Here is a 22,828-nt window from a genome sequence, read left to right on the forward strand (position 1 = left end):
GCGGTGCCCGCGCAAGGGCACGTTGAACGATTGGTGGCCGCGCTCCCGTCCCGGGAAATATTCGCTCATGCGGCCAATGCCTTATTGCCCAGCCTCAGATCGAATTCGCGACGTTTTCCACACCCATGCCCGGCTTTCGGTGCTTGCCCCCCACGCACGGCCGGGCTTCAAGAGGAGCGTCTCCTAAAGGTGGATGCAGCGATGGAATGCGTGGCGATCGTGGTGGCAGCGGGGCGCGGCAGCCGGGTCGGCGGTCCGCTGCCCAAACAATATCGGCTTCTGGGCGACGAGAGCGCGCTGCGCCGATCGCTGCATCTGCTCGCCGCGCATCCCGAAATCGCGTCGGTGCAAGCCGTCATCCATGAGGACGACCGCATCCTCTATGCGGCGCAGGCCGCCGGGCTTCCCAAATTGCGCCCCCCGGTCATCGGGGCCGCCGACCGGCAGGGTTCGGTCAAAGCCGGGCTCGATGCGTTCGCCGACGCGCCGCCACAGATCGTCCTGGTCCATGATGCCGCCCGGCCCTTCGCCTCCCCCGCGCTCGTTTCCCGCGTCATCGCGGCGGCGGCGCAGCATGGTGCGGCCATCCCGGCCCTGCCGGTGAGCGACACGATCAAGCTGGTGGATGCCGAAGGGCGCGTGGCGGCGACCCCGGATCGCAGCGCCCTCCGGGCGGTCCAGACGCCGCAGGGCTTCGGCTTCGCCGCATTGCGCGCGGCTCACGCGGACGCCGCCGCAAGCGGCGCCGCGGGATTGACCGATGATGCCGCCGTGATGGAATGGGCCGGTCACGCGGTCGCGACAGTCGCTGGGGAGGTTGGAAACATGAAATTGACCTATCCCGAGGATTTCGCCCGGGCCGCGCGTGCCGGCGCGCGCGACGACGTGCGGACCGGATCGGGCTTCGACGTCCATGCCTTCGGTCCGGGAGACCATGTGATGTTGGGGGGTATCGCCATCCCCTTCGAGCGCGGTCTCGACGGCCATTCGGACGCCGATGTCGGATTACATGCGCTCACCGACGCCGTGCTCGGGGCTCTGTGCGACGGAGATATCGGAGCCCATTTCCCCCCCTCCGACCCGCAATGGAAAGGCGCGACCTCCGACCGGTTTCTCGCCTTCGCTGCGGCGCGTGTGGCGGCACGCGGCGGAAAAATCGCCCACCTCGACCTCACCTTGATCTGCGAGGCGCCGAAGATCGGCCCACACCGAGACGCGATTCGCGCCCGCATCGCCGCGATCGCGGGTGTTCCCGAGAGCCGCATCAGCGTGAAGGCCACGACCACAGAGAAGCTCGGCTTTACCGGCCGCAGGGAAGGCATCGCCGCCATGGCCACCGCCACCATCCGCCTGCCGGAGGAGGCGGAATGATCGACCCGGACATCACAAAGCGGGCCACGCAGGTTCTCGCCGCCTGCCGCGCCGCAAAGCTCACCGTCGCGACGGCCGAATCCTGCACAGGCGGCCTCGTTGCCGGCGCCCTCACCGCGGTCGGCGGGTCGTCCGATGTCGTCGATCGCGGCTTCGTCACCTATTCCAACGCCGCCAAGACGGCGATGCTCGGAGTCCCGGAAGCGATGCTCGCAACATTCGGCGCGGTGAGCGAGCCGACGGCGCGCGCGATGGCCGAAGGCGCCTTGCGCGCCGCGGGCACGGGGCTCGCGGTGGCGGTAACGGGGATTGCGGGGCCCGGCGGCGGCTCGCCGGAAAAGCCGGTCGGCCTCGTGCATTTCGCCGCGGCGCGGCGCGGCGGGGCGGTCACGCACCGGGAGATGCGCTTCGGCCCGCTCTCGCGCGACGAGATCCGCCGCCGCTCCGTGCTGGTCGCCCTCGACATGCTCGCGGAATTGGCGGGGTAACGAGCACCCCGCCGGGCGCGCCGGTCAGACTCTGGCGCGCGGATCGTGCTTCGCAAGGCGCGCAAGGAGATAATCGACCTCGGCGCGGGCGGGAGCATTGAGCGCGCCGCCCGGTTTGCGCTGGGCGTCGGAGGCGATGAAGCCCCGCCGCATCAGCACATATTTGCGGGTCGAGAGGCCGACGCCCTGCTGCTGCTCATAGCGCAGCAGCGGCAGATGGGCATCGAACAGATCGTGCGCGGCATCGCGGTCGCCCGCCTTCTGAAGGCGCACGACGTCCGCCAGCATTTCCGGGAAGGCGTAGCCCGTCATCGCCCCGTCCGCGCCGCGCTCCATCTCGAAATCGAGGAACAGGCCGCCATTGCCCGTGAGGATCGAGATCGGCCGCATCGAGCCGTCGGCCTGGAAGCCGCGGAGCGCGGTGATCTTGTCGAGGCCGGGCCAGTCTTCGTGCTTCAGCATCATGCAGGAGGCATGGTCCTGAACGATCTGGCGGATGACCTTCGGCGTCATCTGCACCGAGAGGGTGAGCGGATAGTCCTGGATGACGAAGGGAATGTCGCCGCCGATCGCCTCGATGGCCTGACGGTAATAGCCGACAATCTGGTCATCGGTGCGCAGGCTCGGCACGGGCGCGATCATCACCCCCGCCGCACCCTTGTCCATCACCGCCCGCGCCAGTGCACGCATGGCGGCGAAGCCCGGCGCCGAGACCCCGACGATCACCGGCAACCCGGCCATGCCGGCGATGAAGCGCGCGGCGATGTCGAGGGATTCCTCCGGCTCCAGCTTCGGCGCCTCCCCCATGATCCCGAGCACGGTCACGCCGGTCGCACCGGCGGCGAGATAGCGGTCGATCAGGGTGCCGACCGAAGCCGTGTCGATCCGCCCATCCGCGAGGAACGGCGTCGGTGCGATCGGGAAAAGCCCGCTGGCGGTGATGTCGAGAGCCATTCTTGCACCTCAGACGCTGGCGATCAGCCCGCCATCGACGCGGATGACGGAGCCGGTGACATAAGAAGCGGGGGCGCCGGCGAGGAAGGCCACCACGTCGGCATATTCCTGCGGCGCACCGTAGCGGCCGACCGGGATCGCGCCGGTGCTCTCCGTGGAAACCTCCTCGACGGTGCGGCCTTCGCGCTTCGCCTTCTGTTCGTCGAGGAACTTGATGCGGTCGGTCGCGATGCGGCCGGGCAGCACGATATTGGTCGTGATTCCGTCGCGCGCCACCTCGCGGGCGAGCGTCTTGGACCAGCCGACCAGCGACAGGCGCAGCGCATTTGAAATGCCGAGATTGGGGATCGGCGCCACCACGCCCGAGGACGTCGACGTGACGATGCGGCCCCATTTGCGGGCACGCATGCCGGGCAAAGCGCGATCGGTGACGGCGATCACCGAGAGCACCATCTGTTGGAAGCTCTTGGTCCAGAGTTCGGGCGCCTGGCCGCCCGCCGGGGTGGGCGGCGGACCGCCGGTATTGTTGACCAGCACGTCGACCGGCCCGAGCGCCGCCTCGATCGCGGCGAAGCGCGGCTCGATGATCGACAGATCGGCGAGGTCCCATTGCAGCGCCAGCGCTTCGCCGCCGGCGGCAACGATGGCCGCGGCCGTGCGCTCGACTGCCGTCGCGTCGATGTCGCCGAGGGCGACTTTCGCGCCTTCGCGCGCCAGGGTCTGCGCGATCGCGCCGCCGAGGCCGCCCCCGGCGCCGAGCACGAGCGCAACCTTCCCCTTCAGTCCCAGATCCATGGAATGTCCTCGGCTGGCCCGCCGCCTCGCGGGCGAAATCGGTGGCGCGCGAGGCGGCGCAGTGCCGGAGCACAAGCGGGTTTCGCGCCGGCCCAGGGATAGGCCGGACGCACAAAGACGTCAACGGGCGATTTCAAGTTTAATTGAACCGGGGTGAAGTGTTCACGATTCCGTCTGGAACATTCGTGAGAAATTGCAGTGCTCGCGCGCGAGCGCGACAAGGGCCGCGATCAACGCGCTTTCCGACCCCGCCCGGCGCAACGCCACGTAGCGGACCTCCGGCGGCGGGCGGCGGGCATTGACCACTTCGAGCATGCCGGTATCGATGAGCCAGCTGACGCAGGTGCGCGGCAGATAGCTGACCCCGAGCCCCGAGACCGTCATGCCGATCAACGCCACGAGGCTGTTGGTGCGGATCGTGTGATGCGGGTTGATGCCTTGGGCCCGCAGCCAGCGGTCATATAGCAGGCCGGTGCCGGACTTCTCCGCGTGGGTCAGCAATGTGTACCGGTCAAGCTCCTGCAAACGCAGGGGTTTATCGTTCGGTACAAGACCCGGCTTGCACATCCAGACATTTTCCACGCTGCCGAGCCGGGTCCAGGTGACGCGGGGCTCCTTCAGCGTGTCGGGCACGATGATGAGGTCGAGTTCGCCGGCCAGAAGCTTGTCCCGCAGGATGGTGCTGAGATCGACGTCGGGCTCGATCGAGACGCCGGGATAGCGCTCGCGGATCGCACCGATCAGGCGCGGCAGCCAGGTCAGCGCCGTCAGTTCGGTGACGCCGATGCGCACCTGCCGGCGGATCATCTCCATGCGGGAAAAGCGCTCCATCGCGGCGTCCCGCTGCTCCAGCAGGTGCTTGGCGAGTTCGAGCATCTGCTCCCCGCTCTCGGTCAGCCAGGCGCCGCGGCGGGTGCGATCGAACAATTGGGTTCCGAAATCCGCTTCGAGTTCCTGAATGCGCTTCGAGATCGCCGACTGGGTGGTGTGCAGATGGCGGGCCGCGGCCGCAAACCCGCCCAGATGCTCGATCCAATAGAGCGCTTCGAGTTGCTTGAAGGTCATCATGGCACCGCCTCCCGCCCTCGAACTCATCGAATTTAGCGATCAAACGCAATCCAAAAAAATCGCTTTTTTTTCGCAAACGAACGTTCGACACTTGGAGCAACAAGGGAGGGCCGACGCCAAGATGCAGCCCGCGCATAAAGTTCAGACCGAGCCTGGCGGCGTTTCCAATGCCGTTCTGACGGCGCTTCGCGAGATTCCGACCTCCCATCTGTCGGACAATCTCCAACGTCTCTCCGGCCTGTGCGGTCTCACCCGCATGCATCGGGCCCGCAAAATGGTCGGAACCGCCGTCACGGTGCGCACCCGGCCCGGGGATAATCTTTTCGTCTACAAGGCCTTGACCCTCATGCCCCCCGGCAGCGTGCTGGTGGTCGACGGCGGGGCGAATGCGACCAACGCCTTGGTCGGCGAGCTGATGATGCTCTATGCCCGCCAGCACGGCTGCGAAGGCTTTGTGCTCGATGCCGCAATCCGCGACCGCGCAATCTTCTACGACGAAGATTTTCCCTGCTACGCCAGAGCGGTAACCCATCGTGGCCCCTTCAAGAACGGGCCGGGCGAGATCGATGTGCCGGTCACGGTCGGCGGGCAGGTGGTGATGCCCGGCGATCTCGTTGTCGGCGACGAAGACGGCGTAGTCAGTTTTCCAGTCGCGGCAGCCGAGAGCCTGATCGCCGCCGCACGCCGCACCGCCGAAACCGAACGGTCGATCCGTGCCGAGATCGCCACCGGACGCCGCGAGCAGGCTTGGCTCGCCAAGGTTCTCGAACCGCACGGCCTGTGAGCCGCGCGGACCGGCCGCACGGCCCAAAAAGATCGGAACGACACGCATTACCTCAGGAAACGCCCGGGACTCATCGATGACCGATCGCAGCCGCAAGAACCAGAAATGGATCAACGAGGAATTCTACAAGGTCCTCGACGTGTTCGGATTCCGCTCCGTGATGTTCGTGGAGTGGGGGTTCCGCCCGGCCGATGTGCGGCGCACGACGGACCGTATCAAGATCCCCGGAATGGTGGTGAAGGAATGGGTGCGGACCGCCCGCCAGGAGGAGGACCTGGCGCGCGAGGCGGAGGCGCGCGGCCACCGCGAGAGCGCGGCCGAATTCTATTACCGCGCCGCACTTTATTATGGCCCCGCCTGCGGAGTCATTCACGCGAACACGCCGCGTAAATTTGAACTTTATGAACGCCTGATCCACTGCTACACTAAATTCACCGAATATTTCGACGAGGCGCCGGTCCGGCGGGTCGAGATCCCGTTCGAGAATGGCAAGACCATCCCCGGCATCCTCCAGACCGTGCCGGGTGTCGCGAAGGCGCCGTGCGTCCTGGTGGTTCCTGGAATGGACACCATCAAGGAATATATGCCGAGCCCCTACCACAACCATTTCCGCCGGCGCGGAATGGCGACGCTGACCATAGACGGGCCGGGCCAGGGCGAAAGCAACACCCGCGAGACCTGGGTCACGCTGGACAATTTCGAGCGCGCAGGCAGCGCCGCGATCGACTTTCTGGAGCGCCAGGACGGCGTCGATGCCACACGCATCGGCACCTATGGCTGGAGCATGGGCAGCTATTGGGCGCCGCGCATCGCCGCCCACGACAAGCGGATCAAGGCTCTGGTCGGAGCGATGGGCGTCTATGGCCAGAAGGACACCATCTTCAAGCATTCCAAGCCCGCCTACCGCGCCAATTACAAATACATGTCGAACATCCACGACGAGGATGCCTTCGACGCGATGGCCGAGCAGATGGACCTGAGCCCGGTCGCCGCCGACATTTCATGCCCGACCTTGCTGGTGATGGGCGAGTTCGACGAACTCTGCCCGCTGGAAGATGGCGAAGCGCTGTTCGACGAACTCTCCTGCCCAAAGGAATTGTGGGTCTACGAGAACGAGACCCACACGTTCGGCGGCCGCCTGCCCGATTTCTACCTGCACGTCGCCGATTGGATGCGCGACGCCCTCGAGGGGAAGCTCCCGGCGGGCCACGCCAAGCGCATCGATTTCGCCGCCCGATGACGACGACCGAGGGGCCGGCGGCGGGCACCTCGGGATCCAAATCACAACAAGCCGTGGGGAGAAAATTGATGACCACTTTTGCCCGAATGCGGACCGTGTTGCCGCGCCTGCTCGCCGCCACCGCCTTGGTCGCGGGACTGGCGGCGGCGCTACCGAACGAAGCGGCGGCACAGGCCGATTATCCCTCGAAGCCGATCCGTCTCATCGTCCCCTTCCCCCCTGGCGAATCTCTGGATGCCGTCGCGCGTTCGGTCGCCGAGCCTTGGTCCAAAGCGCTCGGCCAGTCGATCGTGGTCGACAACCGACCCGGCGCCGGCGGCATGACCGGGACCGAGGCGGGGGCGAAAGCGGCGCCGGACGGCTACACCATCTTGATGAGCAATATCGGCGCGCTGGCCATCCTGCCGGCGGTCAATCCGCGCACGCCCTATGACGTGCTGAAGGACCTGACGCCGATCTCGCTGATCGCCAACGTGCCGTTCTTCCTGTTCGTCGGCGCGACCCAGCCGTTCCAGACGGTCAACGATCTGGTCGACTACGCAAAGAAGAACCCCGGCAAGCTCAATTATGCCTCCACCGGCATCGGCTCCGGCGTTCATCTGGCGGGCGAGCTGTTCAAGGCGCAGGAGAAGATCGACATCGTCCACGTCCCCTACAAGGGCGTGAGCCAGGCGCTGCCGGACATCATTTCCGGCAGCATCCAGATGGTGTTCTACCCCATCACCTTCCTGCCGCAGGTCAAGGCCGGCCAATTGCGTCCGCTGATGATCACGGCCACCAAGCGCGTTGACGTGCTGCCGGACGTGAAGACTTCTGCCGAACTCGGCATGCCGAACATGATCGCCGGCTCTTGGCACATGATCCTTGTTCCCGCCGGCACCCCGCAGCCGATCATCGACAAATTGTCGAAGACGCTGATGGCGACGCTGGCCGAACCGGCGCTCCAGGCGCGGCTTCTGACGCTCGGGGCCGAGCCCGTCGGCGGCACGCCGGCCGAAGCGAAAGCCTTCCTCGAGGCCGAAATGGCCAAATGGCGCGACGTCGCCAAGACCTCCAACATCACGATGCAATGAACCCGAACCCCACACAGCCAATAGGAGACGCGGCGCCGTTCGCCGCGCCTCCCCATCTCGACGTCCGCACGCCGCGCGTCTTCATGCCGGCGGGCGCCTGCGACAGCCATGCCCATGTGTGCGGGCCGCTGGATCGCTACCCGGCCTTCGCGGAGCGGATCTATTCGCCCCCGCCGGAAGCGACGCTGGACAATTACCGCGCCATGCTCGCCGCGCTCGGCGTGTCGCGCGCGGTCCTGGTCCAGCCGAGCTTCTATGCCGACGACAACAGTGCGGTCCTCGACGGCCTCGATGCGATGGGGCCACAGGCCCGCGGCATCGTTGTGCTCGGCGACGATGTCGACGATGCGGAATTGGAACGGATGAGCGCCGCCGGCGTGCGCGGCGTGCGCTTCAACATCGTCGATGTGAAAGACGGCAAGGGCGTGCTGCCGATGGACCGGCTGCGGGCCGTCGCGCGGCGCATCGCCCCGCTCGGCTGGCATATCGAGCTGCTGATGCACGTCAACGAATTCCCCGATATGGACCGGGCCTTCGCCGATTTCCCGACCGAAATCGTGGTCGGGCATCTCGGCTACGTGCCGGCGCGGCACGGCACGGCAGATCCCGGCTTCCAGGCGCTGCTGCGCCTGATGCGCGACGGCAGGGCCTGGGCGAAGCTGACCGGGCCTTACCGCATCTCCGCCACCGGTCTGCCCCACGACGATATTCTGCCGTTCGCCGAGACATTGGTCGATCAGGTGCCCGACCAACTGGTCTGGGGCTCGGACTGGCCGCACGTGAAGGTGTCGTGGTCGATCCCCATGCCGAACGACGGCGACATCGCCGATCTTCTGACGCGTTGGGTGCCCGATCCCGCCGTACGCGAGCGGGTGCTCGTCGACAATCCGGCTCGCCTTTACGGCTTCTCCTGATCCGAGGCTCCCATGGCACCGCTTCTCGACCGCTCCTCGATGATTACGCGCATGCGGGACGCCCTCAGGCTGGAGGCGGAGAGGACCATCGTCCTCACCATCGACTGCCAGCGCGGCAATCTGGAACCGGCCTTGGCCTCCCTGCCCGTCCCGGCACCGGAATGCGCCCGCGTGATCGCCGGCACCAACCGGCTGCTCGCGCTGGGGCGGCGGCACGCGCTGCCCATCGTCCATCTGACGACCGTGTTCGAGGCCTGTCTTCTCGGCACCCATCCGTTTGAAAAGGCCATGCTGGACCTGAAGGAGTCGTTCTCCCCCGGCCAGACCAGCGACTTCAAGCGCCACAAGAGCCCCGGCTCGAAGGAGGCCGAATTCGTCGACGATCTCGACGTGCGGCCGGAGGATCTCATCGTCGACGGCAAGCGCACGTTCGACGGGTTCGAAGGCACGCCGCTCGACCGCCTTCTGCGGGCCATGGGCCGGGACACCCTGCTCATCGCCGGCTGCAACACCAATACCTGCGTCCTCTCCACCACCTTCGGCGCTTATAATCGCGGCTATCGGGCGGTGGTGATTTCGGATTGCGTGGCCTCGGCCTATGGCGAGGATCTGCACGCCTTCGCACTGTCCAACATCCAGCGCCGTCTCGGCTGGGTGCTCGATCTCGGCGAACTCGAAGACAAGCTCGCCGCCTGATTTCCAATGGAGCCTCACATGTCCACCCCCGGTCCCTGGATCCAGACTTTTCCCGGCAACATGGTCTGGTCGAACGCCACCCTCATCACCAAGGGCATGGCGCACTACAACGCCGTCGCTATGGCCGAAGTGGACGAGGTGTGCGAGCGCCTGCGGGTGCGCCAGAGCGAGCCCGACGCCTGGTGCGAGGAATGGAGCGCCATGGGCGCCAAGATCGAACAGAATGCGGTGGATGCGGAGGCGGCGGGCCATGTCCTCACCGCCGGCAACTGCTATCTGCGGGCCGGCATGTACTGGTTCACGGCGGAACGCTTCGTTCCGCCCGGTGCGCAGAAACGCGCCCTCGGCCAGAAGGCGCTCGATCTCCAGCAAAAGGGCCTGCTGATCCGCTATCCCAATATCGAACGGGTCGAGGTGCCGTTCGAGGGCGGCTCGCTGCCGGCCTTGTTCATGAAGGCGCCGGGCGTCGAGGGGCCGCGACCTACCGTCGTCGTGTTCGACGGCATGGACAATTGCAAGGAGATGAGTGTGCTGTTCGCCGGGCTGGAATTCGCCCGCCGCGGGTGGAACACGCTGTCGATCGACGGACCGGGCCAAGGGGAATCGCTGCGCCTGCGCGGCCTTTCGGCGCGCCACGATTACGAAGTCGCCGGCGCCGCCGCCTATGATTGGGTCGCGGCGCGGTCCGAGGTGGATCCCGCGCGCGTCGCCGTGATGGGCTACAGCTTCGGCGGCTATTATGCCGGACGCGTGGCGGCGCTGGAAAAGCGCTACGCCCTCGGAATCGCCTTCGCCGCGCTCCATTGGGATCTCGCCGGCTGGCAGGCCGAGATCAAGCGGCGGCAGGATGCCGATCCCAAATCCACCGCGCAGTCCACCTTCCATTTTCGCTGGGTGATGGGCGAGGACGATGCTGACGCGGCGATCGAGAAGGCCAAGGGCTTTTCCCTCGCCGGCATCGCGGACCAGATCACCAAGCCGTTCCTGATCGTCCATGCCGAGGAGGACAAGGTCGTGCCCTCCCCGTCCGCGGTGAAGCTCTACGACGCCATCGCGTCCCCCCGCAAACATCTGAAGATGTTCACGCGCGAGACCGGCAGCGCCTATCATTGCCAGATGGACAATCGGCAGATCGGCATCGACTACATCGCGGACTGGATCGGCGACAACCTGCCCTGAGGCGCCGACATGGACGCGATCGCCTTGATGGTGAACGGTGTCGAACACACCGTGGCGGCGCCACCCGATGCGCCGCTGCTTTATGTGCTGCGCAACGACCTCAAGCTGAAGGGCACCAAGTTCGGCTGCGGCCTCGGCCTGTGTGGCGCCTGCACCGTTCTGATCGACGGACGTGCCGCGCTGTCTTGCGACACGCCGCTTTGGGCGGTCGCCGGCAAGGCGGTGACGACGATCGAGGGCTTGCCGCGGGGCGGTGCGCCACATCCGCTTCAGGCGGCCTTCCTCACCGAGGAGGCCGCGCAATGCGGCTATTGCACCAGCGGCATGATCGTCGCCGCCGCAGCGTTGCTGGCGGAGATCCCGCAGCCGAGCCGGGCGGAGATCTGTGCCGGCATGGCGCGCAATCTGTGCCGCTGCGGCGCGCATCCGCGCATCATTCGCGCCATCGAGCGGGCTGCGCGCGACGCCGAACCGGAAGGGGCGCCAGGCGCCGCATCGTGCCATGAGCCATGACCCGCGCGCCCTCCCCGCCGGACTTCGCAACAATCCGCGCCTCTCGACCTGGGTCCGGTTCGCCGCCGCCCGCACGGTGATCGTCACCAGCGGCAAGGTGGAGATCGGCCAGGGGATAGCGACCGCGATGGCGCAGATCGCCGCCGAGGAACTGGACGTGGCGCTCGACCGGGTGCGGATCGCGCCGCTCACCACGGCGGGTGGGCCGGACGAGGGCATCACGTCGGGCAGCCGCTCGGTCGGCGAGGGCGGCGCGGCGCTGCGGCAGGCCTGTGCGGAGATCCGCCACATCCTGATCGTCGCCGCAGCCGCGCGGCTCGGCTGCTCGGCCGACGCGATCTCGGTCGCTGACGGGGCATTCCTGCGCGACGGCACCTTGACCGCCCTGACCTATTGGGATTTGCCGCACGCGACCCTGCTCGAACGGTCGGCGACCGGCACCGTCGCGCCGAAGCCGCCGGCGCAGCACCGCATCGTCGGACGCCCCGCCGCGCGCCGCGACCTGCCCGACAAGGTGATGGGCCGACCGCGTTTCCTTCAGGACATCGACCTGCCCGGCATGCTCTACGGCCGCGTCGTGCGCCCGCCGACCGGGGAGGTCCGGCTCGTCGGCTTCGATGCGGCAAAGCTGCGCGCTATGCCCGGAATCATCGCCGTCATCGAGGACGGTTCCTTCCTCGGCATCGTCGCCGCGCGGGAGGAACAGGCTGTCGCCGCCCGTGCCGCTGCGCTGAAGACGGCGCGCTGGGAAGACATATCCCTGCCGACCGATTCCGGTGAAATTTCCGACTGGCTCGTCGCCCAGCCGAACCGTGCGACCATCGTCGCCGACCGGCGCGACGGGTCCGCACCCAAGGGGCCGTTGCGTCATGTGTCGGCCCGCTTCACGAAGCCCTATCTCGCCCACGGCGCCATCGGACCCTCCTGCGCCTTGGCGCGCGCCGCAAGCGGGGGCTGGGAGATCTGGAGCCACAGCCAGAGCCTGTTCCCGCTGCGCGAAGACATCGCGCGCGTGTTGCAGGTGCCCTTGGACCAGGTGCTGCTCACCCATGCGGAGGGCTCCGGCTGCTACGGCCATAACGGCGCCGACGACGTTGCGCTCGATGCGGTCCTGTTGTCGCGCGCGGTCGGTGGGCGACCGGTCCAGGTGCAATGGATGCGCGAGGACGAATTCGCGTTCGAACCCTATGGCCCGGCCATGGTGGTGGAGGTGCGCGCCGCGCTCGACATCGACGGTGCGATCGCAGAATGGGAGTTGCACGGCTGGAGCAACGGCCATTTGTCGCGCCCCGGCGTCGCCCGCACTGCGGACCGCAGTTCCGCTCTCCTCGCCGCCTGGACACTGGCCGATCCTGTGCCGCGGGCGCCGCAGATTGATCCCCCGCTCGGTCCGGCCGGCGTCGAGCATGGCGGCCTGTCGCGCAATGCGATTTCGACCATCTATGATTTTCCCACGCAGAAGGTGGTCGGCCATCTCGTCGAAACGCTGCCGCTGCGGGCCTCTTCGCTCCGCGCGATCGGGGCCTATGCCAACATCTTCGCGATCGAATCCTTCCTGGACGAACTGGCGCTCGCGGCCGGGGCCGACCCGCTCGATTTTCGCCTGCGGCATCTCGCCGACCCGCGCGCCAAAGCGGTGCTCGAACTGGCGGCGGCGCGCGCGGGCTGGACGCGCGGCGCGGTCAGCGACGGCACTTGGGGGCGCGGCCTCGCCGTTGCCCGCTATAGCAACCATCTCGGCTATTTCGCGGTGGTGATCGACCTGTCCGTCGATCCCGATCTGAGGGTGACGCGCGCCGTCGCGGCGGTCGATGTCGGGCAGGTGGTCAATCCCGACGGGGTCATCAACCAGGCCGAAGGCGGCATCGTCCAGGCGATCAGCTGGACGCTGAAGGAGGAGATGCGGTTCGCCCGCGATGGGACGCGCAGCGTAAACTGGGAGGAATATCCGATCCTCGGCTTTTCCGAGGTGCCGGACATCGAGGTTCACCTGATCGCGAACCCGGAAGCCCCGCCGCTCGGCGCCGGAGAAATGACGATGGGGCCGACGGCGGCCGCCATCGCCAATGCGCTCGCCCATGCTCTCGAGGCGCGGGTGCGCGATCTTCCGATCACGCGGGCCCGCCTCCTCGCGCTGTAAGGCGGCTCAGGCCGCCTTCAGCAGGCCCGGCGCTCCGGCCTCGTGCAAGTCCGCGCCGGTCAAAGCGCGCAGAGCATCGAGCGAGAGGCCGTCGACGATCTCCCGGACCACGAACTGCCGATCGATGACGTCGACCACGGCGAGATCGGTGAAGACCCGTGTCACCACCCCTGCCCCGGTCAAGGCATAGGAGCAGCGCTCCACCAGCTTCGGCTGGCCGTCGCGCGTGGTGTGCTCGGTCAGCACGAAGACCTGCTTGACGCCGCTCACGAGGTCCATGGCGCCGCCGACCGCGGGGATGGCATCCTCGCCCGCCTGCCAATTGGCGAGGTCGCCGTTCTGCGCCACCTGGAAGGCTCCGAGGATCGAGAGATCGAGATGGCCGCCGCGGATCATCGCGAAACTGTCGGCGTGGTGGAACAAGGCGGCGCCCGGCAACAACGTCACCGGCTTCTTGCCGGCATTGACGAGGTCGGGATCCTCCTGGCCCTCGGGCGGGCGCTCGCCGAAGCCGAGCAGGCCGTTCTCTGTGTGATAGGTGACATGGCGGCCGGCGGGCACGTAGCGCGCGACGAGTTCCGGCATGCCGATGCCGAGATTGACATAGCTGCCGTCGGCAATGTCCTGCGCGGCGCGCCACGCCATCTGCTGGCGGGTCAGCCGCTTAATCGCGGGATCGAGGCTCATGGATAGACCGCTCCTTGCGCCACCAGACGCTCTTCCTGCTGCGGGTCGGCGACCGCCACGAGGCGGTTCACGAAAATACCCGGCGTCACGACGATCTCGGGATCGATTTCGCCGAGTTCGACGATCTCGTTCACCTGCACGATGGCGGTGGCCGCAGCCATGCACATCAACGGGCCGAAATTGCGCGCCGTCTTGTTGTAGACGAGATTGCCATAGGGGTCGGCGCGCTTCGCCTTGACCAGGGCGAAATCCGCCTTCAGCCACCGCTCCATGACGTAAAGCTGACCGTCGAACTCCCGCTGCTCCTTGCCCTCCGCAAGCGGCGTGCCGGCCGAAGTGCGGGTGAAGAAGGCCGGAATGCCGGCACCACCGGCGCGGATCCGCTCGGCCAGCGTGCCCTGCGGCACGAGTTCCAGTTCGATCTTGCCGGCGAGATACGCCTCCTGGAACGCCCGCGAATCCGAGGAGCGCGGGAACGAGCAGATCATCTTGCGGACCCGGCCCTCGCGGATGAGCGCGGCCAGCCCGACACCGCCATTGCCGGCATTGTTGTTGACCAAAGTCAGCTCACGGGCACCCTGATCGAGCAAGGCATGCACCAATTCCACCGGCGCCCCGGCTCCGCCAAAGCCGCCGATCATGACGCTGGCGCCATCGGGAATATCGGCCACCGCGCCGGCGGGATCAAAAATCGGTTTCTTCATCCAGTCCTCGCATGGCCAGTTTTTCTTGAAGCCGAATCCCAAAGGATGGATCCGACCTGTCGTCGACGCCGTCCCCGACGTGAGGCGGAGAGGCGGGTCGCCGGACGACGGGCCGCGATCCGGACGTCGCGGCTCTCCAGCTTGATGCGAGGGGATAGCCCATTTCGTGCCGGCCGCCCACCCGGGCCGGGATCAAAATACAGCTGCGTGCTGAATGGTCTGCAAATCGTCCGCATGAGGCGGTCGTGGCGGCCCGTTGGTGTCAGACGTCATCGGCGCCGTCAGGAGACCAGCCGCACCGAGACAGAGCTGAAGCCGGCCATCGTCGTCGTCAAAAACGTAATCGGCGATCATTCGTTGCGCGAGGCCATTCGGGCGGTGATGCAGACGATGCCGGACGCCGAGAGGACGGATGCGACCGGCCCCCGGGAGGGCCGAGAGCCCGCCAACGGTTCGCCGCCTCTCTCAGACACGCGCCCCGTCGTCACGATTGACGCCGCCATCCGCCTTCAGCTGCGCCGCACAGGCTCGGGAAGCGGCGCGGATCGGCAAGGACAAGGAGCCGGAGACACGTCGAGCATCGGGAGCGCACAGCCCCCGATCCCGCATCGGACACCCCGCGTCAGTCACAGGGAAATGTTCGCCGCCTTCACCACCGGAGCCCATTTCGCCAGCTCGGAGGCAAGGAATGCCTTCATATCGCCCGGGGTCCCGCCGGCGCCCTCCATGCTCAGCTTTTCGAGGGCTTCCTGTCCCTTGGGGCTCTTCAGATAGATATTGGCGGCGGCATTGAGCTTGTCGATGATCGCCGGCGGCGTGCCCGTCGGCGCCGCCAGAGCATACCAGCCGACGACTTCCATTCCCGGATATCCCTCGTCTTTCACCGTCGGCACCCCCGGCAGATCCCGGGATCGGTGATCTGTGGTCACGGCGAGCACGCGGACTTTCCCATCGCGCGCCAGCGGAACGAACGCCGGGAGGAAATCGACCGTGAGATCGACCTGACTCCCGAGCAGATCCGTAATGATATGAGACGTACCTCGATAGGGGACGATGGTCATTGCCACCCCCAGCTCCTTCTGCAGCAGCAGGCCGGCGACGTGGCCCAGCGTGCCGTTGCCCGAAACGCCGATGGTCAGCTTGCCGGGATTCGCCTTGCCATAGGCCGCAAGCTCTTTCAGGTCCTTCACGGGAAGCGAGGGACGCACCGCGATGACCAGAGGGGTGGTGGCAAGCAAGACGACCGGCGTAAAGGCCTGATCCGGATCGAACGGCATGGCCTTGTAGATCAGCTTGTTGTTCGAAAGGGGTCCGGGGGTGCCGAACAGAAGCATGTAGCCGTCGGGGGCGGCTTTGGCGACGACGGCGGCACCGATATTGCCGCCTGCACCCGGCCGGTTGTCGACGATGAATTGCTGGCCCAACTGCTCGGAAAAGGATTGCGCCATCACACGTGCCAAAAGGTCGGCTCCGCCACCGGAGGCGAACGGCAACAGCATGGTGACAGATCGCGATGGCCAGGCCTCGGCCCAGGCGACCGAAGGGCTTGCAAAGATGCTGGCGGCCGCGATGGCGAGCGCAACCCTCCGCGTGATGCAGGTGTGCATGATGCTCCTCCCATGACGCACGGCAATGCCGTGCTTTTTTGTTTGGCCGAGCCTAGCCGACGCAATCGCCACCGGCGGATCTTTGTGCAAGCTTTTCGCAGGGTGGAATCGGTCCCCTGGATCGGGACCTTGGTGTTCGCTGGGGCCATCCGTTCGGCATCAGCGGGGGAGCATGCGCCGTCCTTCAACGGCCATGGCCAGCCTGCGCGGCCGCGCAAGCGCGGTCTTGAAGAGCTGCTCGGCGGGGCTGTGCGTTACAGCAGCTCGAAGCAGGGACGAGGTCGTCCAGCGGCTTGCCCCTCGAAGGCGACAGCGACCCGTGCGCCGACCGAGACGGCTCCTATCGATCCGGATTTCAGCTTCGCCATCAGGCGGAACCCTTCGTCCATATCCGCCAGCACCACGACATAGGGAATGTCGGCTTCGAAATCGGGATTCGGGGCGCGGTGAATGCGCGTGAAGGCATAGACCGTCCCCTGCCCGGCGCATTCCTGCCAGTGCCACGCGGGCGACAGACACACCGCGCATGCGAAGCGGGGATAAAAGGTGGCCGCCTGGCATCGGGAGCAACGCTGGAACAGCACTTTGCCCGCCTCGACCCCAGCCCACCAATCGCGATCGATCTGCGTCGTCGTTTCGGTCATGGTCAATCGCCCGCCAGGATACATGTCGCGTTGGAACTCAGCACACCCCCGGTCCCGCTGATCAGCGCGGTCTCATGCCGACCGACTTGCCGTGCCCCGCACTCGCCGCGCAATTGCCGGACGGCCTCGATGATGAGGAAGATTCCGAACATGCCGGGATGGCAATAGGACAGGCCGCCCCCGCTGGTATTGAGCGACACCTCGCCCCCGGGGGCGATCCGCCCGTCCGAGACATAGGTTCCGGACGAACCGGGTGCGCAGAAGCCGAGTGACTCCAAGGTCAGAAGAACGGTGATCGTGAACGAATCGTAGATCTGAAGAATGTCGATGTCGCGGTGCGCAAGTCCCGCCATGGCGAAAGCCCGGGCGCCGGCCTCCTTGGCCGGCGTCACCGTGAGGTCGGGCATCTGCGAGATCAGCATGTGAGAATGGGTTTCGCCGTGCCCCAGCAGCCAGACGGGCCGCTTCGGCAGTGTCTTCGCGCGCCGGGGCGAGACGATGACGACCGCACCCCCTCCATCGGTGACGAGGCAGCAATCCAGCCGGCCCAGCGGCTCCGCCACAGGCGGCGACGCCAGCACCGCCTCGACCGTCAGCGGCGCGCGGCTGAAGGCAACCGGATTGAGCCCGGCCCATTGCCGAGCCGCCACGGCCACCTCCGCAAGCTGCTCGCGCGTGGTGCCGTAAAGGGCCATGTGCCGGCAGGCCGCCAGGGCATAGGCCCCGACCGGATTCGGCAAGCCGGCGAAGTCCTCGTATTGCCCGGACAGCCCCTGCTTGACCCCGAGGCTGCGCTCCTTCCGCGAGCGCTGTGTGCTGCCATAGAGGATCAAAGCGACATCGCACAGCCCGGCACTGATCGCCGCCGCGGCATGGCCGAGATGAAACAGGAACGACGCGCCGCCCACCGCCGTGCCATCCGAATAAAACGGCCGGATACCGAGATATTCGCCGATCTCCAATTGCGGCGTGCGACCCCATCGTCCGGTACAGAACAATGCGTCGACCTCCGACTTCTCGACCCCCGCATCGGCAAGCGCGGCAATTGCCGCCTCCGCCTGCAAGTCCAGCACCGTGGCGTCCGGCACGATGCCGAGGCGCGATTCCGCCACGCCCGCAATCGCTGCGCTCCTGTAGAGGCTCATGCGCGTAAACTCTCCCGCTGGGGGGCGTTCTGGATAGCGCCGCCGGGTTCCGGCAGGACGCGATGCTGCAGAACGGCGACGCTCTGGCCGATTCCCTTCGCCGCGGACTGAAGCAGCGGCACATAGCGCTCGACGGCCTGCTCCCACCGCACCGCGGAGCTGTAATAGGTGATGCCGATGGTCCCCAGAACCCGTGGGCTTCCCAGTTCGAAGATCGGCACTGCGAGGCTTGAGGAAGGCGTGCGCTCGCCGCTCGGCCCGCGCGCCGCGAAGCCCTGCCGCGCCACGGCGTCGAGCATGGATTCGACCTCGCCCTCCGAAGAGTCGATGTGCGAATCCGGGTGCGGGGCGCGGGCCAGAATGTCCAGGATCAGACGCCGTTCCTTCAACGGGCAGAATGCCAGATAGGCCCTGCCCAACGCCTTCGACAGCAGTCCCAAGCGGTGATGGAGGATGCCCTGGTACGGGGACATGGGGCTGTCGGCGCAGGTCGTATAGGCGACCAGCGCCGCATTCTCGTCGAGCACCGCGATCGCCACCGGCCATCGCAATTGGACCGTCAGGGTCTGCGCCCATGGGCGTGCCGCCTCGACCACGAGCGGCGCCCCGTGATAGCCGCAGCTCAGCGCATTGACGGCGGAGGTGACGCGGTACCCCTTGCCCGCGGCATCCTTCACGACGTATCCCGCGCCGGCGAGCGTTTCCAGCAGTCGGACGATCGTCGATTTCGGTAATCCGCTCATCTTGTGAAGCACATCGACGGACGTGAACTTCTGGCGGTTCATGATTTCCAGCAGTCCAAACGCCCTGATGACCGAGTTGACTTGGCGATAGGAAGTCATTGGACGTCCTCCCGGGGCGTTGGTTTTTGTTTAGGCGCGCGACAGCACAGGCTCCCTCGGCGAGACGGGGTCGGGCGGCACCATCAGCGTGGCGCCGTCAGTCTTCACCTGCGCACCACTCCCCGCTCGCACCTGATCCGCGCACACCCCGGGCGCGATCTCTTCCAGTACGAAGCCGTCTTCGGTTATCGCAAATACCCCGAGTTCGGTGAAGACCTTTGTCACCACGCCGCGTGCCGTGGGGGGATAGGCGAGACGGTCGACCAGCTTCGGTTCGCCCTCGCGGGTGGTGTGGCTCATCAAGATGAGCACGCGGCGCGCGCCGACCGCGATATCCATGGCACCGCCGATGCTGCCGGTCCTGGCGCCCGGCAGCTTCCAATTCGCCAGATCGCCGTTCTGCGCGACTTGAAAGGCCCCCAGAATGGCCGCGTCGAGGCGTCCGCCACGCGCGAGCGCGAAGGAATCGGCATGGTGGACAAAGCTTCCGCCCGGCATCAGCCGGACCGGCCGCTTGCCCGCGCTCAACAGGTCAGGATCGACATGGTCTCCCCCCTCGATCTCGGGGCCCATGCCGATGATGCCGTTCTCGCTGTGAAAGATCACGTCCCGGTCGGCGCGAACATGCGGCGGCACCAGCAACGGCATGCCGATCCCGATGTTGACGACCCAGCTGTCTTGCAGCTCCTGCGCGACGCGCCACGCCATCTGGTCGAGCGAAAGACCGCAATTTGCCGTCATGGGGTCGCCTCCATCATCTGGTCGATACGCGTCACCGCGCAATAGGCGTCGACATAGACGCCGGGCGTGATGATGTGCTCGGGATCGAGAGCCCCGATCCCGACCTCTTCAGCCGCCTCGACGATCACCCAATCGGCGGCCATCGCCATGATCGGATTGAAGTTTCTTGCGGCTTTCCGATAGATGAGGTTGCCCAGCGGATCGACTTTGTAAGCCTTGATGAGGGCGAAGTCGGCCCGCAGTGCCCGCTCGATGAGAAAGGCCCGCCCGTCGATTTCGATCAAAGGCTTGCCCTCCGCAATGTCGGTGCCGACGCCAGTCGGCGTGAGGACGCCGCCGAGCCCCGCGCCGCCGGCCCGGATCCGCTCGGCCAAGGTGCCCTGCGGGACCACTTCGAGGTCGACGAGGTTCCTGTCGTAGAGATCGCGGAACGCGACCGCCTCCCGCGCCAGCGGAAAGCTGCAAATGATCTTGCCGACGCAGCCCTCCTGAAGGAGCGACGCGATGCCGGCGACGTTGCTGCCGGCATTGTTGCTGACGATCGTCAGCCCGCGAAGCTTGCGCCGGCAGACGGCTTCGACGAGCCTTTCCGGCACGCCGGCCCGACCGAAGCCGCCGACGAAGACGACGGAATTGTCCGTCATCCGGTCGATGGCCTCGAGCGGCGTCTCGTGTCGCTTCTGCTTCATCTTTCCGCCACTTCCTTCACCGGCGCGGCCACCTGTTCTTTGATGCCGCTGAAATTCTGCTTGCCGGGCACGAACTCGATCGGGTTGCGAAGCCGTCCCAGACCGGCGATTTCGGATTCCAGAACGCCGCCGATCTTGCCCAGGTCGATGGTCGACGATTTCCAGGGCGCGACGGGCGCGCAGGTGCCGCAGGAAATGATGTCGCCGGGTTCGAGCGTATGGGCCCAGGACAGATGCGAGATGAGCTGCCGCAGATTGTAGACATAAGTCTTGGTGGAGCCGGCCTGCACCGCCTCGCCGTTCAGATAGGACGCCATCGACAAATCGTGCGGGTCGGCGACCGCGTCCGCCGTCGTCACCCACGGCCCCATCGGTGAGAAAGTATCGAAATTCTTGTAACGGCCGGGATAGGTCAGGTGCTCCTCCGACCCGTCCGGCCTGCGAACATGCACCCACTCGGTGGTCTTGCGCATCTCGTGCGCCGTGATGTCGTTATGGACCGTGAATCCGAACACGTGATCCATCGCGTCGGCTTCGGAGATGGCCTTTCCCCCCTTTCCGATGATGACCGCCAGCTCGATCTCCGGGCCGACCTGACCGATGTCGGGAATGCGAACCGTGTCGAACGGCCCGGTGATGCAGGTGTGGAGCTTCACGAAATAAGTGGGGTGCGGATTTTCCGGGGTGATCGCGCGCCGCCGGCTGTCTTGGTTGACGGCGATCGCGAAGAATTTGGGAGGACGGGCGATCGGGGCGCAGAGATGGACATCTGCGAGGGCGATCCTCGGAAGGGAGCCGTCACCCGCATCGATGGCGGCCTGGACAAAAGCAGCCGCGGCACGGCCCTTATCGCCGTCGGCGATCAGCTGAAGCAGTTCGCTAGGCATGACATAGTCGCGCAAAGCGGACGGTGCGGAGGCGGAAAGCTGGGACCATGCGGCGGCGAGATCCACGATTTCGCCCTTGTCCTCGATCACGAGGCCGACCGCGCGCTGTTCGTCGCGCTCGTACTGACAGAGTTTCATCTTTGTGCTCCAGAGGTGAGTGTCGGGGGAATGGGATAGGCCGCGCTATTGCGCCGCCTGCCGAGGGACGGCCGTTTCGGCCGCCAACGGGGAAAGACCGATCAGGTCGCAGGCGTTCTGTCCGACCATCCGCCGGATGGCGTCTTCGCCGTATCCGAGACGCAGGCAGACGCGGATAACCTCTCTGAACCCATCGACCGGAAAGGGATTTTTCATCTGTCCCATATCCGATCCGAATATGGTCTTCTCCACCGTCGCCGCCTCGATGAAGCCGCGCAGCTCCTCGCCGCTGAACTTCTTCGAAGGGCAGTCGATCACCTGGCAGATGGAATGCTCCAGATATGCACCCATGCCGGCGAGTTCCTTCATGTCTGCAAGGCTGGCTTCGATCAGATATTCGGGATGATTGATCAGCATCCTGCGACCGCCGCGATGCTTGAACTCCGTCAGCAACGGCCAGATTTCACTGATGTGGAGATGCCCCGTGGCGAGGGTGCAATCGTGCTCGGCGATCAAATCGAGGATTGCCTTCACCTCGTCGACGAGACGACCCTGCGCATCGACGACCGTCAGGGCCGTTGAGGCATTCATCGGCACCTTGGTGGGCAGCAGACGTTTGCGATGGCCATGCCGCAGATGGTTTGCGGCTGAAATAGTCGGCATCCACACCAGGCGCGCCCCGAGCTTCAGCCCATGCTCGACGGCATAGGGGTTCAGGCCGCCGACATGATTGTTGAGGGTCACGCCCGACAGGATCGCAAAATCGTCGTCGCCCATCATCTCCTTGAGAAGTTCGGCGACCGGCGCGGTCGGATAATAATGGTCCTTGAACAACACGGCCCGCATGCCGGCATTTTTGGCCTGCCGCACCGCGTCCGCGTGGTTGAGCTTGCGGGCCATGACGGACGGACCGCTGTGGCAATGGAGATCGGCGGCTCCGATCATCAACTCGGCGACGAGGGCATCGTCGACCGGTGTCGGTTCAGGGTTTTGGATGGCCATTGCAGGACCAGCTCCTTCCGATGGGGTTCGTCCGCTGAGATCCCGCGACCTCACGCCTTCGACGGCCGACTCATGCGCTGGGACGGGCGCCTTCCGGCGCTGAGGATGGTGGGGAGACCGGCGGCGCCTGGATCCCGGACCCAGCCGCGCGGCGAAGGGCCCGTCGTGGGCACGGCCCGAAGGGATGAAATCGCGCGCCGCCCCTGAGGCGCACAGCACACACCTTCAATTTTCTTTCATTTTTCATTGGCGTCTCTCCCGTTCTATTATTTTTATTTTTAATTTCCAATATCTATATAGTCATACGAATATTTTAAATTGGAAAAACTTATTCTTTTTGTATCTTCATGGAGACTTTGTTCTTAGCTTTACTCCATGACTCGAATTATCGTCCTCATTTTTGGACGTGTACAGCCATAGCGGGGCCGCTGGGGGCGCCAAATATCTCTATTCCGCAGCGTGAAACGGAGTTCGGCGGACGGCGGGAGCGCCCCGAACCGGACGGCGGTCGCGCGGGTTTACGGCAG

Annotated in this window: 23 protein-coding genes; 10 read left to right on the forward strand and 13 right to left on the reverse strand. The window is 66.1% G+C overall.

Annotated elements, in window-relative coordinates; all coding sequences use genetic code 11:
- Window positions 1-201 precede the first annotated feature (201 nt).
- Window positions 202-1,371, forward strand: a complete 1,170-nt coding sequence (locus tag EDC64_RS14725; protein ID WP_132032823.1) for a bifunctional 2-C-methyl-D-erythritol 4-phosphate cytidylyltransferase/2-C-methyl-D-erythritol 2,4-cyclodiphosphate synthase — start codon at window positions 202-204, stop codon at window positions 1,369-1,371.
- Window positions 1,368-1,859, forward strand: a complete 492-nt coding sequence (locus EDC64_RS14730) for a CinA family protein (RefSeq protein WP_132032652.1) — start codon at window positions 1,368-1,370, stop codon at window positions 1,857-1,859. The genes EDC64_RS14725 and EDC64_RS14730 overlap by 4 nt, the downstream gene beginning before the upstream one ends.
- A 24-nt stretch (window positions 1,860-1,883) precedes the next feature.
- On the opposite strand, the gene EDC64_RS14735 is transcribed toward EDC64_RS14730, so the two are convergent.
- The 3 genes from EDC64_RS14735 to EDC64_RS14745 all read right to left on the reverse strand — a co-directional run bounded on the left by EDC64_RS14735 (window position 1,884) and on the right by EDC64_RS14745 (window position 4,676).
- Window positions 1,884-2,813, reverse strand: a complete 930-nt coding sequence (locus EDC64_RS14735; protein ID WP_132032654.1) for a dihydrodipicolinate synthase family protein — start codon at window positions 2,811-2,813, stop codon at window positions 1,884-1,886.
- A 9-nt stretch (window positions 2,814-2,822) separates the two neighbouring features.
- A complete protein-coding gene (locus EDC64_RS14740) occupies window positions 2,823-3,608 on the reverse strand; it encodes an SDR family oxidoreductase (RefSeq protein ID WP_132032656.1) in 786 nt (261 codons plus the stop codon).
- A 162-nt stretch (window positions 3,609-3,770) separates the two neighbouring features.
- Window positions 3,771-4,676, reverse strand: a complete 906-nt coding sequence (locus EDC64_RS14745; RefSeq protein ID WP_207916092.1) for a LysR family transcriptional regulator — start codon at window positions 4,674-4,676, stop codon at window positions 3,771-3,773.
- On the opposite strand from EDC64_RS14745, the gene EDC64_RS14750 reads away from it, so the two are divergent.
- The 8 genes from EDC64_RS14750 (at window position 4,675) to EDC64_RS14785 (ending at window position 13,215) form a co-directional block, all read left to right on the forward strand.
- Window positions 4,675-5,460 carry an RraA family protein gene (locus tag EDC64_RS14750; protein ID WP_245504717.1) on the forward strand — a complete coding sequence of 262 codons (786 nt, stop codon included), beginning with the start codon at window positions 4,675-4,677 and terminating at the stop codon, window positions 5,458-5,460. The two genes, EDC64_RS14745 and EDC64_RS14750, sit on opposite strands and share 2 nt — an antisense overlap.
- Window positions 5,461-5,536: 76 nt before the next feature.
- Window positions 5,537-6,700 (forward strand): alpha/beta hydrolase family protein, encoded by a 1,164-nt coding sequence (locus tag EDC64_RS14755; RefSeq protein ID WP_132032658.1) that lies wholly within the window; start codon window positions 5,537-5,539, stop codon window positions 6,698-6,700.
- A 68-nt stretch (window positions 6,701-6,768) separates the two neighbouring features.
- On the forward strand, window positions 6,769-7,773 hold the full coding sequence (locus tag EDC64_RS14760) for a Bug family tripartite tricarboxylate transporter substrate binding protein (protein ID WP_165933782.1): 1,005 nt from the start codon (window positions 6,769-6,771) through the stop codon (window positions 7,771-7,773).
- Window positions 7,770-8,687 (forward strand): amidohydrolase family protein, encoded by a 918-nt coding sequence (locus tag EDC64_RS14765; protein ID WP_207916094.1) that lies wholly within the window; start codon window positions 7,770-7,772, stop codon window positions 8,685-8,687. The genes EDC64_RS14760 and EDC64_RS14765 overlap by 4 nt, the downstream gene beginning before the upstream one ends.
- A 12-nt stretch (window positions 8,688-8,699) precedes the next feature.
- Complete coding sequence (locus EDC64_RS14770; protein WP_132032662.1) at window positions 8,700-9,383, forward strand: cysteine hydrolase family protein; 684 nt, start codon at window positions 8,700-8,702, stop codon at window positions 9,381-9,383.
- A gap of 18 nt (window positions 9,384-9,401) precedes the next feature.
- Complete coding sequence (locus EDC64_RS14775; RefSeq protein ID WP_165933783.1) at window positions 9,402-10,562, forward strand: alpha/beta hydrolase family protein; 1,161 nt, start codon at window positions 9,402-9,404, stop codon at window positions 10,560-10,562.
- A gap of 9 nt (window positions 10,563-10,571) precedes the next feature.
- Window positions 10,572-11,075 carry a (2Fe-2S)-binding protein gene (locus EDC64_RS14780; RefSeq protein WP_132032666.1) on the forward strand — a complete coding sequence of 168 codons (504 nt, stop codon included), beginning with the start codon at window positions 10,572-10,574 and terminating at the stop codon, window positions 11,073-11,075.
- A complete protein-coding gene (locus EDC64_RS14785; protein ID WP_132032668.1) occupies window positions 11,065-13,215 on the forward strand; it encodes a xanthine dehydrogenase family protein molybdopterin-binding subunit in 2,151 nt (716 codons plus the stop codon). The genes EDC64_RS14780 and EDC64_RS14785 overlap by 11 nt, the downstream gene beginning before the upstream one ends.
- A 6-nt stretch (window positions 13,216-13,221) precedes the next feature.
- On the opposite strand, the gene EDC64_RS14790 is transcribed toward EDC64_RS14785, so the two are convergent.
- From EDC64_RS14790 to EDC64_RS14835, 10 genes are all read right to left on the reverse strand, one after another.
- Window positions 13,222-13,902, reverse strand: coding sequence for a 3-oxoacid CoA-transferase subunit B (locus tag EDC64_RS14790; protein WP_132032670.1), 681 nt, complete (start codon window positions 13,900-13,902; stop codon window positions 13,222-13,224).
- Window positions 13,899-14,606: a 3-oxoacid CoA-transferase subunit A gene (locus tag EDC64_RS14795; RefSeq protein ID WP_132032672.1), complete on the reverse strand. Its 708-nt coding sequence runs from the start codon at window positions 14,604-14,606 to the stop codon at window positions 13,899-13,901. The genes EDC64_RS14790 and EDC64_RS14795 overlap by 4 nt, the downstream gene beginning before the upstream one ends.
- A 626-nt stretch (window positions 14,607-15,232) precedes the next feature.
- Entirely contained in the window at window positions 15,233-16,285 is a 1,053-nt protein-coding gene (locus EDC64_RS14800; protein WP_132032674.1) for a Bug family tripartite tricarboxylate transporter substrate binding protein, read from the reverse strand.
- 182 nt (window positions 16,286-16,467) lie between these two features.
- Window positions 16,468-16,857 carry a Zn-ribbon domain-containing OB-fold protein gene (locus tag EDC64_RS14805; RefSeq protein ID WP_165933784.1) on the reverse strand — a complete coding sequence of 130 codons (390 nt, stop codon included), beginning with the start codon at window positions 16,855-16,857 and terminating at the stop codon, window positions 16,468-16,470.
- Between the two features lie 2 nt (window positions 16,858-16,859).
- On the reverse strand, window positions 16,860-18,002 hold the full coding sequence (locus tag EDC64_RS14810) for an acetyl-CoA acetyltransferase (protein WP_132032678.1): 1,143 nt from the start codon (window positions 18,000-18,002) through the stop codon (window positions 16,860-16,862).
- Window positions 17,999-18,844, reverse strand: coding sequence for a DNA-binding transcriptional regulator (locus EDC64_RS14815; RefSeq protein WP_132032680.1), 846 nt, complete (start codon window positions 18,842-18,844; stop codon window positions 17,999-18,001). Before EDC64_RS14815 ends, EDC64_RS14810 begins: the two co-directional genes overlap by 4 nt.
- 30 nt (window positions 18,845-18,874) lie before the next feature.
- Window positions 18,875-19,552, reverse strand: a complete 678-nt coding sequence (locus tag EDC64_RS14820) for a 3-oxoacid CoA-transferase subunit B (RefSeq protein ID WP_245504718.1) — start codon at window positions 19,550-19,552, stop codon at window positions 18,875-18,877.
- A 29-nt stretch (window positions 19,553-19,581) separates the two neighbouring features.
- Window positions 19,582-20,274, reverse strand: coding sequence for a 3-oxoacid CoA-transferase subunit A (locus EDC64_RS14825; protein WP_132032682.1), 693 nt, complete (start codon window positions 20,272-20,274; stop codon window positions 19,582-19,584).
- Window positions 20,271-21,299 carry a fumarylacetoacetate hydrolase family protein gene (locus tag EDC64_RS14830; protein ID WP_132032684.1) on the reverse strand — a complete coding sequence of 343 codons (1,029 nt, stop codon included), beginning with the start codon at window positions 21,297-21,299 and terminating at the stop codon, window positions 20,271-20,273. Before EDC64_RS14830 ends, EDC64_RS14825 begins: the two co-directional genes overlap by 4 nt.
- 45 nt (window positions 21,300-21,344) lie before the next feature.
- The gene (locus EDC64_RS14835) at window positions 21,345-22,301 is read right to left on the reverse strand and encodes a DUF6282 family protein (protein WP_132032686.1); all 957 of its coding nucleotides are present in this window, start codon (window positions 22,299-22,301) and stop codon (window positions 21,345-21,347) included.
- Window positions 22,302-22,828 lie beyond the last annotated feature (527 nt).

The sequence above is a fragment of the Aquabacter spiritensis genome (assembly GCF_004346185.1).
Classification (GTDB): Bacteria; Pseudomonadota; Alphaproteobacteria; order Rhizobiales; family Xanthobacteraceae; genus Aquabacter; species Aquabacter spiritensis.